This window comes from Streptomyces sp. NBC_01497 (assembly GCF_036250695.1).
Taxonomy (GTDB): domain Bacteria; phylum Actinomycetota; class Actinomycetes; order Streptomycetales; family Streptomycetaceae; genus Streptomyces.
Window position 1 is genome coordinate 2,426,900 of the sequence record NZ_CP109427.1, and the last position, 14,791, is coordinate 2,441,690.

10 protein-coding genes are annotated in these 14,791 nt (G+C 72.5%); 7 read left to right on the top strand and 3 right to left on the bottom strand.

Features of this window, described 5'->3' with window-relative positions:
• Nucleotides 1–58: 58 nt before the first annotated feature.
• Both OG310_RS10245 and OG310_RS10250 read left to right on the top strand, forming a co-directional pair.
• Nucleotides 59–1,804 (top strand): sensor histidine kinase, encoded by a 1,746-nt coding sequence (locus tag OG310_RS10245; RefSeq protein WP_329455563.1) that lies wholly within the window; start codon nucleotides 59–61, stop codon nucleotides 1,802–1,804.
• Nucleotides 1,801–2,508, top strand: coding sequence for a response regulator (locus tag OG310_RS10250; protein WP_329455564.1), 708 nt, complete (start codon nucleotides 1,801–1,803; stop codon nucleotides 2,506–2,508). Before OG310_RS10245 ends, OG310_RS10250 begins: the two co-directional genes overlap by 4 nt.
• 166 nt (nucleotides 2,509–2,674) lie before the next feature.
• Here the strand turns inward: OG310_RS10250 and OG310_RS10255 are convergent, their stop codons facing one another.
• On the bottom strand, nucleotides 2,675–3,700 hold the full coding sequence (locus OG310_RS10255) for an ATP-dependent 6-phosphofructokinase (RefSeq protein ID WP_329460110.1): 1,026 nt from the start codon (nucleotides 3,698–3,700) through the stop codon (nucleotides 2,675–2,677).
• 588 nt (nucleotides 3,701–4,288) lie between these two features.
• Here OG310_RS10255 and pta point away from each other — a divergent pair.
• From pta to pyk, 3 genes are all read left to right on the top strand, one after another.
• The gene (pta, locus tag OG310_RS10260; protein WP_329455565.1) at nucleotides 4,289–6,376 is read left to right on the top strand and encodes a phosphate acetyltransferase; all 2,088 of its coding nucleotides are present in this window, start codon (nucleotides 4,289–4,291) and stop codon (nucleotides 6,374–6,376) included.
• Nucleotides 6,373–7,605: an acetate kinase gene (locus OG310_RS10265; protein WP_329455566.1), complete on the top strand. Its 1,233-nt coding sequence runs from the start codon at nucleotides 6,373–6,375 to the stop codon at nucleotides 7,603–7,605. The genes pta and OG310_RS10265 overlap by 4 nt, the downstream gene beginning before the upstream one ends.
• An 87-nt stretch (nucleotides 7,606–7,692) precedes the next feature.
• On the top strand, nucleotides 7,693–9,120 hold the full coding sequence (pyk, locus tag OG310_RS10270; protein WP_329455567.1) for a pyruvate kinase: 1,428 nt from the start codon (nucleotides 7,693–7,695) through the stop codon (nucleotides 9,118–9,120).
• Nucleotides 9,121–9,414: 294 nt separating this feature from the next.
• Here pyk and OG310_RS10275 read toward each other — a convergent pair whose 3' ends face one another.
• Entirely contained in the window at nucleotides 9,415–10,863 is a 1,449-nt protein-coding gene (locus OG310_RS10275; protein ID WP_329455568.1) for an aromatic amino acid ammonia-lyase, read from the bottom strand.
• Nucleotides 10,864–10,983: 120 nt separating this feature from the next.
• On the opposite strand from OG310_RS10275, the gene OG310_RS10280 reads away from it, so the two are divergent.
• Nucleotides 10,984–12,336 (top strand): MFS transporter, encoded by a 1,353-nt coding sequence (locus tag OG310_RS10280; RefSeq protein WP_329455569.1) that lies wholly within the window; start codon nucleotides 10,984–10,986, stop codon nucleotides 12,334–12,336.
• Between the two features lie 78 nt (nucleotides 12,337–12,414).
• Here OG310_RS10280 and OG310_RS10285 read toward each other — a convergent pair whose 3' ends face one another.
• Nucleotides 12,415–13,674, bottom strand: coding sequence for an MFS transporter (locus tag OG310_RS10285; RefSeq protein ID WP_329455570.1), 1,260 nt, complete (start codon nucleotides 13,672–13,674; stop codon nucleotides 12,415–12,417).
• Between the two features lie 104 nt (nucleotides 13,675–13,778).
• Between OG310_RS10285 and OG310_RS10290 the strand changes: the two genes are divergently transcribed.
• Nucleotides 13,779–14,738: a GlxA family transcriptional regulator gene (locus OG310_RS10290; protein WP_329455571.1), complete on the top strand. Its 960-nt coding sequence runs from the start codon at nucleotides 13,779–13,781 to the stop codon at nucleotides 14,736–14,738.
• The last annotated feature ends 53 nt before the right edge of the window (nucleotides 14,739–14,791 follow it).

The window sequence follows — 14,791 nt, forward strand, 5'->3', positions numbered from 1 at the left end:
GCCAGGGGTTGTGGATATCGCCACGCCTCTCCGGCGGCGGGACGGGGACACTGGCGCCATGTCCTTCTTCCACGCGGCGCGGAAGCCGCGCAGTCTGGCCGGCCAGCTCTTCGCGATGCAGGCCGTGCTCGTGGCGGTGATCGTCGCGTGGTGTGCGGTGTTCGCGTACGTCAACGACCGTGCGCAGGCGCGGGGTACGGCGACGCGCGAGGTGCTGATCGCCGCGCGCTCGGTGGCGGACGCGCCCTCGGTACGGGCCGCGATCCGCACCGCCGACCCCACGGCGGAGCTCCAGCCGTACGCCGAGCGGGTCCGGCGCGACACGCGGGTCGACTTCGTCACGATCATGGACACGCACGGCATCCGCTGGACGCATCCCGACCCGAAGCAGATAGGCATGCGGTTCCTGGGCACGACGGCGCCGGCCCTGCGCGGGAAGACCTTCACCGAGACCTACACGGGCACACTCGGTCCCTCGACGCGCGCCGTCACCCCGATCAGGGAGGGCGGCCGCATCGTCGGCCTGGTCAGTGTGGGGATCACGGTGGAGCGCATATCCACACAGGTGACGCGGCAGCTGCGGGTGCTGTCGATGGTGGCGGGCGCGGCGCTGGTGCTCGGCGCGCTCGGCACGTACGTGATCAACGCCCGTCTGCGCCGCCACACGCACGGCCTGGACGCGCGAGGTCTGAGCCGGATGTACGACTACCACCAGGCCGCGCTGCACGCGGTGCACGAGGGGCTGCTGATGCTGGACGGAAGGCGCCGGATCGCGCTGATCAACGACGGCGGACGCGAGTTGCTGGGGCTCGACGCGTCAGCGGTGGGCCGGCCGGTGGCGGACCTCGGGCTGCCGCCGCCGCTCACCGGGGCGCTGCTGGCCTCCGAGCCACGGGTCGACGAGGTGCACCTGACCGAGGAGCGGGTCGTGGTGGTCAACACCCGGCCCGTGGTGGGCGGGGAGCGCAGCGGCACGGTGGTCACCCTGCGCGATCACACCGAGCTGCAGACGCTGTCGGGTGAGCTGGACTCGGAGCGGGGGTTCACCCAGGCGCTGCGTTCGCAGGCGCACGAGGCGGCGAACCGGCTGCACACGGTGGTCTCGCTGATCGAGCTCGGCCGGGTCGACCAGGCGGTCGAGTTCGCGACCTCCGAGCTGGAGTTGGCGCAGGCCCTCACGGACCAGGTGGTGGGTGCGGTGGGTGAGCCGGTGCTGGCGGCGCTGCTCCTCGGCAAGGCCGCGCAGGCCAACGAGCGCGGTGTGGAACTGGTGCTGGCACCGGACAGCCGGATGGACGACGGTGTGCTGCCGCCGACGCTGTCGACGCGCGACCTCGTGACGATCCTCGGCAACCTCGTCGACAACGCCGTGGAGGCGGCGGGAGCGGGCGGTGGCGGACTCGCGCGGGACACGGGCGGCGGACCCGCCCGGGTGACCGTGACGGCCCGCGTCGAGGAAGCGGCCGGCGCGGACGCCGGGGACGGACGGGGCGACGGGCCCCGTTCCGCGGCTGAGTTGCTGCTGCGGGTGCGCGACACGGGACCGGGTGTCGCCGAGGAGCGGATGGAGGAGGTGTTCCGGCGGGGCTGGTCGACCAACGGGCCGGGCCGCGGGCTCGGGCTCGCGCTCGTACGGCAGGCGGTGCACCGGGCGCGCGGGAGCGTGGAGGTGTCCCAAGGGGACGACGGCGGCGCCGAGTTCACCGTACGGCTGCCCCTGACGGCGGCCGGTCCCGCCACCGGCGCCGACGAGTGCGGGCCGGGGCGCCTGCTCGGGCACGGCGCGTCGGCGGGGGCCTCGTGAGCGGGCAGGAGTCCGCGTCCGGGGCGGAACGGATACGGGTGCTCATCGTCGAGGACGACACGGTGGCCGCCGACGCGCACGAGGTGTACGTGGGGCGCGTGCCGGGGTTCACGGTGGTCGGCGTCGCACACACACGCGCCGAGGCGGTCCGGGTGCTGGAACGCCGGGCGGTGGATCTGATCCTGCTCGACCTGTACCTGCCGGACGGTCACGGCCTGCAGTTGCTGCGGGCGATGCGCGCGGGCGGCCACCACGCGGATGTCGTCGCGGTGACGTCGGCGCGGGACCTGGCGCTCGTGCGGGAAGGGGTGTCGCTGGGCGTGGTGCAGTACGTGCTGAAGCCGTTCGCCTTCGCGACGCTGCGCGACCGGCTCGTACGGTACGCGGAGTTCCGGGCGGCGGCCGGGGAGGCGAGCGGGCAGGACGAGGTGGACCGCGCGCTCGGGGCGCTGCGCGCGCCGGAGCCCGCCGCCCTGCCCAAGGGACTCAGCGCGCCGACGCTGCGGGCGGTGACCCACGCGCTGCGCGGGTCGGGCGCGGGGCTCACCGCGGCCGAACTGGCCGTCGAGGTGGGCATCTCGCGCATCACGGCCCGGCGGTACCTGGAACACCTGGTCGGCGACCGCCGGGCTGAGCGCAGCCCCCGGTACGGCCAGGTCGGCCGCCCTGAACTGCAGTACCGCTGGGTCGCGGCACGGCACTGAACGGGCCGCGCACACCGGCGGCACGGGCTGGGCGCCCGCACACCGGGCACGGCCGGGGCCGGGGCCGGGCGTCGCCCGCACGGGCCCGCACCGGGCGCGGACGGGCCCCGCGCCCGCCCGTCCAGGAGGTGGGGCCAGGAGGCGGGGGGCCGGGGTGCCGGGCCGGTCAGAAGACCGACTCGGCCTCGACCATGCGGCTCTCGGGGACGGTCTTCAGCTGCGTGACGGCCTCGGCGAGCGGAACCATCTCGATCGACGTGCCGCGCAGTGCGGTCATCCTGCCGAATTCGCCGCGGTGCGCGGCCTCGACGGCGTGCCAGCCGAAGCGGGTGGCGAGGACGCGGTCATAGGCGGTGGGGGTGCCCCCGCGCTGGACGTGGCCGAGGATGACCGGCTTGGCCTCGGTGCCGAGGCGGTGTTCGAGCTCCGCGGCGAGGCGGTTGCCGATGCCGAGGAAGCGCTCATGGCCGAACTGGTCGATCTCGCCGCGGCGGTAGTCCATGCTGCCGGCGGCGGGGTGGGCGCCTTCGGCGACGCAGATCACGGCGAACTTCTTGCCGCGCTCGAAGCGTTCCCGCACCATCTTGACCAGCTTGTCGACCTCGAAGGGACGCTCGGGCAGGCAGATCCCGTGCGCGCCGCCCGCCATGCCGGACTCCAGCGCGATCCATCCGGCGTGCCGGCCCATGACCTCGACGACCATCACCCGCTGATGCGACTCCGCGGTGGTCTTGAGGCGGTCTATGGCCTCGGTCGCGACCCCGACGGCGGTGTCGAAACCGAAGGTGCGGTCCGTGGAGTGGATGTCGTTGTCGATGGTCTTCGGCACGCCGACGACGGGCATGCCGGCGTCCGACAGCAGCCTGGCCGCGGTGAGAGTGCCCTCGCCGCCGATCGGGATGAGGACGTCGATGCCGTAGCGGGTGGCGATTTCCTGGCAGTTCTCCGCGGCCTCGCGCAGACGGTCGCGTTCGAGCCGGGCCGAGCCGAGGATGGTGCCGCCGCGGGCGAGGATGCCGCTGACGGCGTTGAGGTCGAGCGGCCGGTAGTGACCGTCGAGCAGGCCCTTGAAGCCGTCCTCGAAGCCGATGACCTCGTCCCCGTGCTCGGCCATCGCGCGGTGCACGACCGACCGGATCACGGCGTTCAGCCCCGGGCAGTCGCCGCCCGCTGTGAGAATTCCGATACGCATGGTCGCTGTCGTCTCCTGCTCCTGCTGCGGTGCGGCCAGGGCGGTGGCCGTGTCGGCCTGGGCATGGCCGTGTACCGATCCTGCCACGGGCGATCCGCGGCTCGCGCACCCGTCCGTGCGGGCGTGCGGAGGCGCCGGCGGCGCGCGCCGCCCCGGCAGGCGCCGTCCGGGGCGCGGCGCGGCCCCGCCCTCCGGGGGGCGCGAGCACCCCCCGTCACCGGTCCGACCTGCCCTTCCACCCGTCCCGGAGCGCTGCGCCCAGGCTCGCGGGTTAGTGTCAAGGGGGCATGCCCGCCCCGGCACGCCCGTCGCCGCCGGACCCGAGCGGGGCCCGGCACAGGACGCGGCGGAACCGGACTCCGCAAGCGGACAGGGACTGTTCTCCGCGCCGTTCCCGTAAGGACGTGCGGGGCAGGTCGCCGTGCAGCACGGTGGCGGCCCCCAGCCGGATCCGGCGGGCGGGGCCCGGCCCGGATCACCCGAGGGGTGGGACATGCGCGGGAACGCCTCCTGCGGGCGCGCCCCCGGCTGCATGGTGGTGCCGTGCCGGGGCACCGGGACCGACTGGACGGGACGAGGGGAGCGCGCGTGACACGCGGCGTGTATGTGACCGGGATCGACCACGGGGACGGCCGGCAGGTGGTCGAACTGGGGGTCATGGAGCTGCTGACCCGGCAGGTCGACCGGGTGGGGGTGTTCCGTCCACTGGTGCACGACCGCCCCGACCGGATGTTCGACCTGCTGCGGTCGCGCTACCGGCTCTCCCAGAACCCGGACACGGTCTACGGCCTGGACTACGAGAGCGCCTCCGCGCTGCAGGCGGAGCGGGGCACGGACGAGCTGGTGTCCCAGCTGGTCGAGGGCTTCCACCGGGTGGCCCGCGACTACGACGTGGTGCTGGTCCTGGGTACGGACTTCGCGGCCACGCAGCTGCCTGACGAACTGGCGCTGAACGCGCGTCTGGCCAACGAGTTCGGCGCCTCCGTGATCACGGTGGTCGGCGGCAAGGACCAGCACGCCGAGTCGGTGCGCGCGGAGGCGCGCAACGCGTTCCGGGCGTACGAGGCGCTCGGCTGCGACGTGATGACCCTCGTGGTGAACCGGGTCGCGGCCGAGGACCGCGGGGACATCGCCGAGGGCCTTCGCACGCAGCTTCCCGTGCCCTGCTACGTCCTGCCCGACGACGCGGCGCTGGCCGCGCCGACCGTCGCGCAGGTCACCCGGGCCCTCGGCGGCACGGTGCTGCTGGGCGACGACGCGGGGCTCGCCCGCGACGCGCTCGATTTCGTCTTCGGCGGCGCGATGCTGCCGAACCTGCTGGGCGCGCTGACGCCCGGCTGCGTGGTGATCACTCCGGGGGACCGCGCGGACATCGTGGTGGGCGCGCTCGCCGCGCACTCCGCCGGTACGCCGCCGATCGCGGGTCTCGTCCTGACCCTGGACGAACGGCCGGCCGAACCGATCCTGCGGCTCGCCGAGCGCCTCGCGCCGGGCACCCCGGTGATCTCCGTGACCGAGGGGTCCTTCCCGACGGCGGCCCAGCTGTTCACCCTGGAGGGCAAGCTGAACGCGGCGACGCCCCGCAAGGCGGAGACGGCGCTCGGCCTGTTCGAGCGGCACGTGGACACGGCCGACCTCATCGAGCGGCTGTCGGTGGAGCGGGGCACGCGGGTCACTCCGATGATGTTCGAGCACGACCTGCTGGAGCAGGCGCGCTCACTGCGCCGCCGGGTGGTGCTGCCGGAGGGCTCGGAGGAGCGGGTGCTGCGCGCCGCGGAGGTGCTGCTGCGGCGGGACGTGTGCGACCTGACGCTGCTCGGTGACCCGGACGCGATCCTCAAGAAGGCGGCGGACCTCGGCGCGGACCTGGGCGCCGCGCAGCTGATCGACCCGGCCACCTCGGACCTGCGGGAGCGGTTCGCGGAGCGGTACGCGCAGCTGCGGGCGCACAAGGGCATCACGGTGGAGCTGGCGTACGACGTCGTGGCGGACGTGAACTATTTCGGCACGCTGATGGTGGAAGCAGGCCTCGCGCACGGCATGGTGTCGGGTTCCGTGCACTCCACGGCGGCCACCATCCGGCCGGCCTTCGAGATCATCAAGACCCGGCCGGGCGCCTCGATCGTCTCGTCGGTGTTCTTCATGTGCCTGGCCGACCGGGTCCTCGTGTACGGGGACTGCGCGGTGAACCCGGACCCGGACGCGGAGCAGCTCGCGGACATCGCCGTGCAGGCGTCGGCGACGGCCGCCCGCTTCGGGGTGGACCCGCGGATCGCGATGCTGTCGTACTCGACGGGCACGTCCGGTTCCGGCGCGGATGTCGACAAGGTGCGGGAGGCGACGCGGCTGGTGCGCGAGGCGCACCCGGAGCTGCGGATCGAGGGGCCGATCCAGTACGACGCGGCCGTCGAGCCGACCGTGGCCGCGACGAAGCTGCCGGATTCGCGGGTGGCGGGCCGGGCGTCGGTGCTGATCTTCCCGGACCTCAACACGGGCAACAACACCTACAAGGCGGTCCAGCGCTCGGCGGGCGCGGTCGCCGTCGGCCCGGTGCTCCAGGGCCTGCGCAAGCCGGTGAACGACCTCTCGCGCGGCGCGCTGGTCCAGGACATCGTCAACACCGTCGCGATCACCGCCATCCAGGCACAGGCAGCGCAGGAGGAAGAAACCGCATGAGCGACCCGGGCACCCCCGTTCGCGTTCTGGTCCTCAACTCCGGTTCGTCGTCGGTGAAGTACCAGTTGCTCGACATGGCCGCGGGCGAGCGCCTCGCGTCCGGCCTGGTGGAGCGGATCGGCGAGCGCTCCTCGCGCCTCGTGCACACCCCCCTCACGGCCGGGGGCGAGCGGCGGGAGCGCACGGAGCGGTTCGCCGATCACGGGGCGGCGCTGCGCGCCCTCTCCGCGGAGCTGGAGCGGGACGGTCTCGGCCTGGCCTCCCCCGAGCTGGCCGCCATCGGCCACCGGGTGGTGCACGGCGGTCCCCGCTTCACCGAGCCGACCCTGATCGACGACGACGTGCTGGCGGAGATCGAGAAGCTCGTGCCGCTCGCGCCGCTGCACAACCCGGCCAATGTGACGGGCATCCGCAGGGCGCGCGAACTGCGACCCGACCTGCCGCAGGTGGCCGTGTTCGACACCGCCTTCCACACGTCGATGCCGGAGCACGCGTTCCGTTACGCCATCGACACGGCGACCGCGGACGCGCACCTGGTGCGCCGCTACGGCTTCCACGGCACCTCGCACGCGTACGTGTCGCGGCGTGCGGCCCAGCTGCTGGGCAGGCCCTACGAGGACACCAACGTGATCGTCCTGCACCTGGGCAACGGCGCGTCGGTGTCGGCGGTCGCGGGCGGCCGGTGCCTGGACACGTCGATGGGCCTGACGCCGCTGGAGGGGCTGGTGATGGGTACCCGCTCCGGTGACATCGATCCCGCCGTGGTCTTCCACCTGTCGCGGGTGGCGGGGATGTCCGTTGACGAGATCGATGAACTTCTGAACAAGAAAAGCGGACTTGTCGGTCTCTGCGGGGACAACGACATGCGGGAGATCCGGCGCAGGATCGAGGCGGGCGACCGGGCCGCGGAACTCGCATTCGCGATCTACGTGCACCGCTTGCGGAAATACATCGGCGCGTACACCGCGGTGCTCGGCCGGGTGGACGCGGTGGTGTTCACGGCGGGGGTGGGTGAGAACGCCGCGGAGGTGCGGGAAGCTGCCGTCGCAGGTCTCGAAGGGTTCGGCCTCGCGGTGGACGCCGCGCGCAACGCCGTGCGCTCCGACGAGCCCCGGCTCGTCTCGCCGGACGGGTCGCGGGTCGCGGTCGCCGTGGTGCCGACCGACGAGGAACGGGAGATCGCACGGCAGACGTTCGCGCTCGCCACCCGTGAGGACGGTCCGGAATAAGGGACACGCCTGAGCGGGGTTCCGCCCATTTGTATTTATCACCAGGCGGAATATTCCGCCAGGAAACAAACCGATAGGATCAGCCTCATGCGCCGTTCCAAAATCGTCTGCACACTGGGCCCCGCCGTTGATTCGTACGAGCAGCTGAAGGCTCTCATCGAGGCCGGTATGAGTGTGGCCCGCCTGAACATGAGCCACGGAAGCCACGAGGAGCACCAGGGCCGTTACGACCGCGTCCGTCAGGCGGCGGCCGACACCGGCCGCGCTGTGGGCGTGATGGTCGACCTCCAAGGCCCCAAGATCCGCCTGGAGACCTTCGCCGAGGGCCCCGTCGAGCTGGTGCGCGGTGACGAGTTCACCATCACCACCGAGGACGTGCCGGGTGACAAGTCCATCTGCGGCACCACGTACAAGGGCCTGCCGGGCGACGTCGCCGCGGGCGACCCGATCCTGATCAACGACGGCAACGTCGAGCTCCGGGTCGTCGAGGTGACCGGGTCCCGTGTCAGGACGATGGTCGTCGAGGGCGGTGTCATCTCGGACCACAAGGGCATCAACCTGCCCGGCGCCGCGGTCAACGTGCCCGCGCTGTCCGAGAAGGACATCGACGACCTGCGGTTCGGCCTGCGGATGGGCTGCGACATGGTCGCGCTGTCCTTCGTGCGCGACGCGCAGGACGTGGTGGACGTCCACAAGGTGATGGACGAGGTCGGCCGGCGGGTCCCCGTCATCGCCAAGGTGGAGAAGCCGCAGGCCGTGGCGAACATGGAGGCCGTCGTCGCGGCGTTCGACAGTGTGATGGTGGCCCGTGGCGACCTCGCCGTCGAGTACCCGCTCGAAAAGGTCCCGATGGTGCAGAAGCGGCTCATCGAGCTGTGCCGTCGCAACGCCAAGCCGGTGATCGTGGCGACCCAGATGATGGAGTCGATGATCACCAACTCCCGCCCGACGCGCGCCGAGGCGTCCGACGTGGCCAACGCGATCCTGGACGGCGCGGACGCGGTCATGCTGTCGGCCGAGTCGTCGGTCGGCGCGTACCCGATCGAGACGGTCAAGACGATGTCGAAGATCGTCTCCGCCGCCGACAAGGAACTGCTCTCCAAGGGGCTGGAGCCGCTGGTCGAGGGCCGCAAGCCGCGCACGCAGGGCGGTTCGGTCGCCCGCGCGGCCTGCGAGATCGCGGACTTCCTCGACGGCAAGGCGCTCGTGGCGTTCACGCAGTCCGGTGACACGGCGCGCCGGCTGTCCCGCTACCGCACCGTTCAGCCGATCCTGGCCTTCACCACCGACGAGTCCACGCGCAACCAGCTCGCGCTGAGCTGGGGCGTCGAGTCCTTCGTCGTGCCGTGGGTGAGCACCACGGACGAGATGGTCGAGCTGGTCGACACCGAGCTCTCCAAGCTCCAGCGCTTCGGTGACGGCGACGCGATGGTCATCACCGCCGGCTCGCCTCCCGGGGTCCCCGGCACCACCAACATGGTCCGGGTCCACCACCTGGGCGGCGCACAGGGCTGAGCGCCCGGCACCACCGACGGGCCGCGCCCCGCTCTTGGTACCCACCGGGTACGGGCGGGGCGCGGCCCGTCGTCGCAGTCCCGCCCGGGCGGGACCGCGTCTCACAGGGCCCCTCTCGTACGGAAGCTCTCGTACGGAAGGTCACGTGCGGAAGCTCTCGTACGGCCCCTCTCGTACGGAAGGTCACGCACGCCCCTCCCGTACGGAAGGTCACGTGCGGCCCGCACCCGCGCGGCCGGCCCGGGCCGGGGCCCCGTCCGCGTGGGGCTCCCGGTCCGGCTCACGCGCCGCCGCTCAGAGGTCGGCGAGGAACGGGACGATGTTCTCCGCGGCGGCGATCTCCGCCGTCAGCGGGTGGTCCTCGCGCACCAGCGGCAGTGCCTGCCGCGCGCGCCGCAGCGCCTCGGCCACCGGGGTGTCCGGCAGCTCGACCGCCCGCAGCGACAGGGCCCGCACCACGCCGACCAGTTCGCAGGCGAGCACCGTGCGGTACGCGCTGACCGCCTCGGCGGTGCTGTGCGCGGCCTGGGAGGCGAAGCTCGCATGGTCCTCCAGGCCCCGGGAGATGATCGCCGTGCCCAGGGTCACGGGTGACGCCGCGTGCCGCAGCCGGCTGAGCGCGTCATGCGAGACGTACTCCAGGATCATGATCCCGGAGCTGCCCGCGGGACCGTCGGCGAGGAACGGGGCGAGGCCCGTCAGATCGGGCTCCACCAGGTCGCTGAGCCGGGCGCTGGACAGCTCGGCGACGTGGTGCAGCGCGGCGCGCAGCCGGTCGAGGCCGAGCGCCAGGTGCGAGGTCGCGAAGTGTCCGTGGTGGTAGACGCGTCCGGACTCGGCGTCGATGAAGGGGTTCTCCGCCGCCGCGTTGATGTCGATCTCCAGGATCCCCTTGAGGGCTTCCGCGGCCTCCAGCGCGGGTCCCTGCACCTGGGGAAAGGCCCGCAGCCCGAACGGGTCCTGCAGCCGGGCGCCGTCCGCGGGCTCCTCCTCGCCCCACAGGAGCCGCCGCATCTCCGCCGCGCAGTGCACGGAGCCGGGGTGCGGCCGCTGGGCGTGCACCCGGGTCGCGAAGGCCTCGGGCGAGCCGTCGAGCGCGATGTAGGAGAGCGCGGCCACCACGTGGCTGGCGCGCAGCAGCCGGCTCAGGTCGGACCAGGCGAGCACGGAAGTGGCCAGGGTGGCGGCGTTGCTGGAGATGAAGGCCAGCGCGTCGCCCGGGCTGATCGGCACCGGGTCGAGCGAGCCGGATCCCCAGGGCCGCTCGCCCGCGAGGGTGAGCGCGATCTCGGCGAGCGCGCCGAGATCGCCGGTGCCGATGGAGCCGCGTGAGTGCGGCGCGGGGATGGCGCCGACACGCAGCGCGGCGGCGAGCGCCTCAAGGAGCCTCGGGTGGACACCGCTGCCGCCGGCGGCGAGCTGGTTGAGGCGGATGACCAGCGTGGCCCGTACGGTGTCCTCCGGGGAACGCGGGCCGGAGGTGCCCGCGTGGCTGCGCAGCAGACGGAGTCCGTGCTGGTCGACGGCTTCGGGGTCGACGACCTCGTGGCGGTTGGCGCCGACTCCTGTGGTTCTCCCGTAGACCGCTCGCTTCGCCTCGCTGTCCCGTGCCACCCGGTACGCCTGGAGCGCGCGTTCCAGCGCTTTTCCGTCGAGGCTGACCGACGCTCCGCGCCGGGCGACACGGACGACGTCGTCGCACCGCAGCCCTCGTCCGTCGACGCGGATGTGGCTGGAGCTCATCCCGTTCACCTCCTTGACAACTATTCATTCATGAATGAGGCTCCATGAAACTTCTTATTCAGGATCTTGGCAAGAGGGTGGGCCGAGTGGCCTCCCGCGCGGATGGGACCACGTGGAACGATGCCTGATCACGACCTGACGACGCAGGCCACGAAGCCGGCCGGGGTTTCCTTCGACGACGCGCCCCTCAACAGATTCCATCTGAAGATCACCGCGCTGACGTTCGGGGCCAACTTCTCCGACGGCTACCAGCTCGGCGTCATCGGGATCGCGCTGACCCTGATCACCCCGCGGATGCATCTCGGCTCGGTGTGGGAGGGCCTGCTCGGCGCCTCGGCGCTCATCGGCATCTTCGTGGGAAGCATCACCCTCGGCTGGCTCGCCGACCGGATCGGCCGCCAGCAGCTGTACATGCTGAACTTCCTGCTGATCACGCTCGCCTCGATCGCCCAGTTCTGGGTCCAGGGCCCGGGCCTGCTGTTCGGCCTGCGCATCCTGATCGGCATCGGGATCGGCGCGGACTACGCGATCGGCCCGACGCTCGTGGCGGAGTTCTGCCCGCGCCGCCACCGGGGTTTCCTGCTCGCGTCGCTGACCGCCATGTGGACGGTCGGCTACATCTGCTCGTACTTCTTCGGCAACTGGCTGGTGGGGTTCGGCGGGGACAGCTGGCGGTGGCTGCTGGCCAGCAGCGCGCTGCCGGCGCTGATCGTACTGCTGCTGCGGATCGGCACCCCCGAGTCGCCGCGCTGGCTGGTCAGCAAGGGGCGGCTCGACCAGGCGCGGGCCGTCGTCGCGAAGTACATCGGCGAGAACGTCGACTTCGAGTCGATCGTGACCCCGGTGCGGGAGGGTGCCGCGCGGGGCGGCGCCGGCGACGCCTCGTACCGGCGGCTGTTCGGCGCGGACCAGTGGCGCAAGACCGCGTTCGGCATCCTCTACTACAACTGCCAGGTCATCCCCTACTTCGCGATCTACACCTTCCTGCCCGTCGTCATGGCGAAGTTCCACCTCAAGGAGGGCTTCCTCGGCGACGGGCTGCTCAACGTCTTCCTGCTGCTCGGCAGCATCGCGGGACTGTGGTTCACCGCGCGCTTCTCACGTCGCGGCTTCGTGATCGGCTCGTTCATCGTGATGGCCCTGGCGCTCGGCCCCCTGGGTGTGTGGCCGGGCGGGCCGACGCTCGTGCTGTTCGTGCTGTTCCTGCTCTTCACGTTCACCATGTCGGCCGCCTCCAATCTGGACCAGGTCTATCCGCCGGAGCTGTTCTCCACCGCGCTGCGCAGTTCCGGCGTCGGCCTGCTCAACGGGGTCAGCAGGATCGGCTCGGCCGCGGGTACGTTCCTGCTCCCGATGAGCATCGACCACCTGGGCTTCTCGTTCTCGATGACGGCGCTGGCGGCGTTCCTGGTCGCGGGCGCTGTCGTCTCCTTCGTGTGGGCGCCGGAGACCTCGGACGTCGTCCTGGAATGACGGCGGAGGTCGTCCCGCCGGAGTGACGGCGCAGGCGGACCCGGGGCGGAGGGTTGCCGCCCGCACCCGGTAGCGCCGTCAGGCCTCCCCGACCACCGCGCGCGCGGACACCGCCGACAGGTCGAGTGCGTCCGCGGCCGTCGCGTTGCGTCGTCCGTAGCGGAACTGCCACATCAGCAGCGGCCCGGCGACGGCGAGCACCAGCACGCCCGACATCCGCCACCCCAGGGTGTCGAACGCCGTCGCGGACAGCAGGGACGCGACGACGGACACGGCGCCGGTAGCGCCCTCCACGGCTGCCTGGAGGCGGGAGCCCCGGCCGGTCGCGTAACTGCGCACCAGGAACGCGGTCCCTGCGAGGTACGTGAAGTTCCAGCCGACGCCCGCACAGACCATCGCGCCCATCATGGCCGCGGCGCTGTCGCCCGACGCGCCCGCGAACCCGCCGAGCAGGGTGATCCCGATGCCCGTGAGGGCGGTGTGCCAGGGACCGATGCGGCGCATCAGCTCACCGCTGATCAGCGCCGGGGCGAACATCCCGACCAGGTGCCACTGGATCAGCGCCGCGCCCGTCGCCGACGAGTGGTGGGCGTGTGCGTTGGCGAGCGGGCCTATCGCCATGACGAGGGTCATCAGCGCGCCCGACAGGGGCAGCAGGACCAGCGCCGCCACGAAGTTCGGGTTGCCCCGGCTCTCGGTGAAGGTGGCCGGTGCCTGTGCGCCGCCTCCCCCGCCGGCACCTGCCGGCGGGGGCACCGGGCGGGGCTCGCGGGAGACCGTGAGGGCGAGCGGGACCGCGGCCAGCCCCAGCACCGCGACCAGCGCGTACGACCCGGCGAACTCCACCGGGAAGGCGCGGGAGGCGGCGAGCGCCGCGAACGGTCCGAGGAAGGCCGCTATGAGTCCGCCGTACATGACGATCGACAGCGAGCGCTCCTTGCGGCCGTCCGGTGCGAGGTCGGCGGCCAGGTAGCGGATGTAGCCGCCGGTGGAGCGGTACGCGCCGAGCAGGGACGTGGCGACGCACAGCAGCCAGAACGCGTGCGCGTACACGGCCGTCATCGCCAGCAGTCCGCCCGCCACGGCGCAGCCGCCGCCCATCGCCATCACCGCGCGGTAGCCGTAACGGGCCGTCAGCAGGCCCGCCGCGACGGAGGCCAGCAGGCCGAAACCGGTGATCAGGGTGAGCGGCAGGGTGGCCAGCAGCGGGGTGGGCGCAAGACGGAGCCCGGCGAGGGAGGTGAGGGTCAGGTCGACGCTGACCGCCCCGTAGTAGATCGTCTGCGACCCGACCAGCCGGGTCAGGTCGGCGGCCGTGCGCGGGGGCCGGGAGGACATACGGGTGCTCTCCTCGAACGGAGCGGAGTGGACGTGCTCCACCCTTGCCGAGCAGAGCCGCTCCCACGAGTGGCGGCAATGCCATCATTCGCTAGCATTCCGCCATGACCACCGCGCCCGTGCCGCCCCACCGCATCGCCGTCCTGCTGCTCGATCCCGTGCTGCCGCTGGACGCGGGGATACCCCTGCAGGTGTTCGGGCGGGCGACACTGCCCGAGTACGAGGTGACCACCGCGTCGCACGGCGGCCGGCCGGTCCGCGCGGCGGGCGGCCTGACGATCACGCCCGGCCGCGACCTCACCGCGCTCCGGGACGCCGACACCGTGATGGTGCCGGGCTACGCGCGTGCCGACGCCCCGCTCGATCCCGCGGTACTCGGGGCGCTGCGCGCGGCCCACGCCCGCGGCGCCCGCATGGTCTCGATCTGCAGCGGGGCGTTCGCCCTCGCCCAGGCGGGCGTCCTCGACGGCCTGCGGGCCACCACACACTGGGCGAGGTGCGCGAAACTCGCGGAGGCCTACCCGCGGGTGACGGTCGACCCGGACGTGCTCTACGTGGACGAGGGCCGCGTCCTCACCTCGGCCGGCGTGGCCGCGGGCATCGACCTGTGCCTGCACATCCTGCGCCGCGACCACGGCTCGGTCCTCGCGAACACCATGGCGCGGTCCATCGTCGCGGCGCCCCGACGGGAGGGCGAGCAGCGGCAGTTCATCGAGTACGCGGACGCGCCGTGCGGCGAGGACGCGCTGTCGGCGACCCGCGCGTGGATGCTCTCGGTGCTGCACGAGCCGCTGACGGTGGCCGGGATGGCGGAGCACGCCCGCATGTCGGAGCGCGGCTTCACCCGCCACTTCACGGCACAGGCGGGGCTGCCCCCGCTGCGCTGGCTGCAGGCCCAACGCGTCGAATACGCCAAGCAGTTGCTGGAGTCGACGGACCTGCCGGTGGATGAGGTCGCGGCGCGCTCGGGGCTCGGCTCCCCCGCGAACTTCCGCGTCCACTTCAAACGGGCCACGCATGTGGCGCCGCTGGCGTACCGGAAGTCGTTCGGCACGGCGGTGTGAGCCGGGGCTCCGGCGCGGGACGAAGAAGCGCGGCCTGCGACATGCCGTTGGCC

Excerpts from the sequence above, each read along its gene's own strand:
- OG310_RS10290 (WP_329455571.1), top strand. The coding sequence starts at position 13,779 with ATGACCACCGCGCCCGTGCCGCCCCACCGCATCGCCGTCCTGCTGCTC.
- OG310_RS10255 (WP_329460110.1), bottom strand. The coding sequence starts at position 3,700 with ATGCGTATCGGAATTCTCACAGCGGGCGGCGACTGCCCGGGGCTGAAC.
- OG310_RS10275 (WP_329455568.1), bottom strand. The coding sequence starts at position 10,863 with ATGAGCTCCAGCCACATCCGCGTCGACGGACGAGGGCTGCGGTGCGAC.
- OG310_RS10265 (WP_329455566.1), top strand. The coding sequence starts at position 6,373 with ATGAGCGACCCGGGCACCCCCGTTCGCGTTCTGGTCCTCAACTCCGGT.
- OG310_RS10280 (WP_329455569.1), top strand. The coding sequence starts at position 10,984 with ATGCCTGATCACGACCTGACGACGCAGGCCACGAAGCCGGCCGGGGTT.
- OG310_RS10245 (WP_329455563.1), top strand. The coding sequence starts at position 59 with ATGTCCTTCTTCCACGCGGCGCGGAAGCCGCGCAGTCTGGCCGGCCAG.
- pyk (WP_329455567.1), top strand. The coding sequence starts at position 7,693 with ATGCGCCGTTCCAAAATCGTCTGCACACTGGGCCCCGCCGTTGATTCG.
- OG310_RS10285 (WP_329455570.1), bottom strand. The coding sequence starts at position 13,674 with ATGTCCTCCCGGCCCCCGCGCACGGCCGCCGACCTGACCCGGCTGGTC.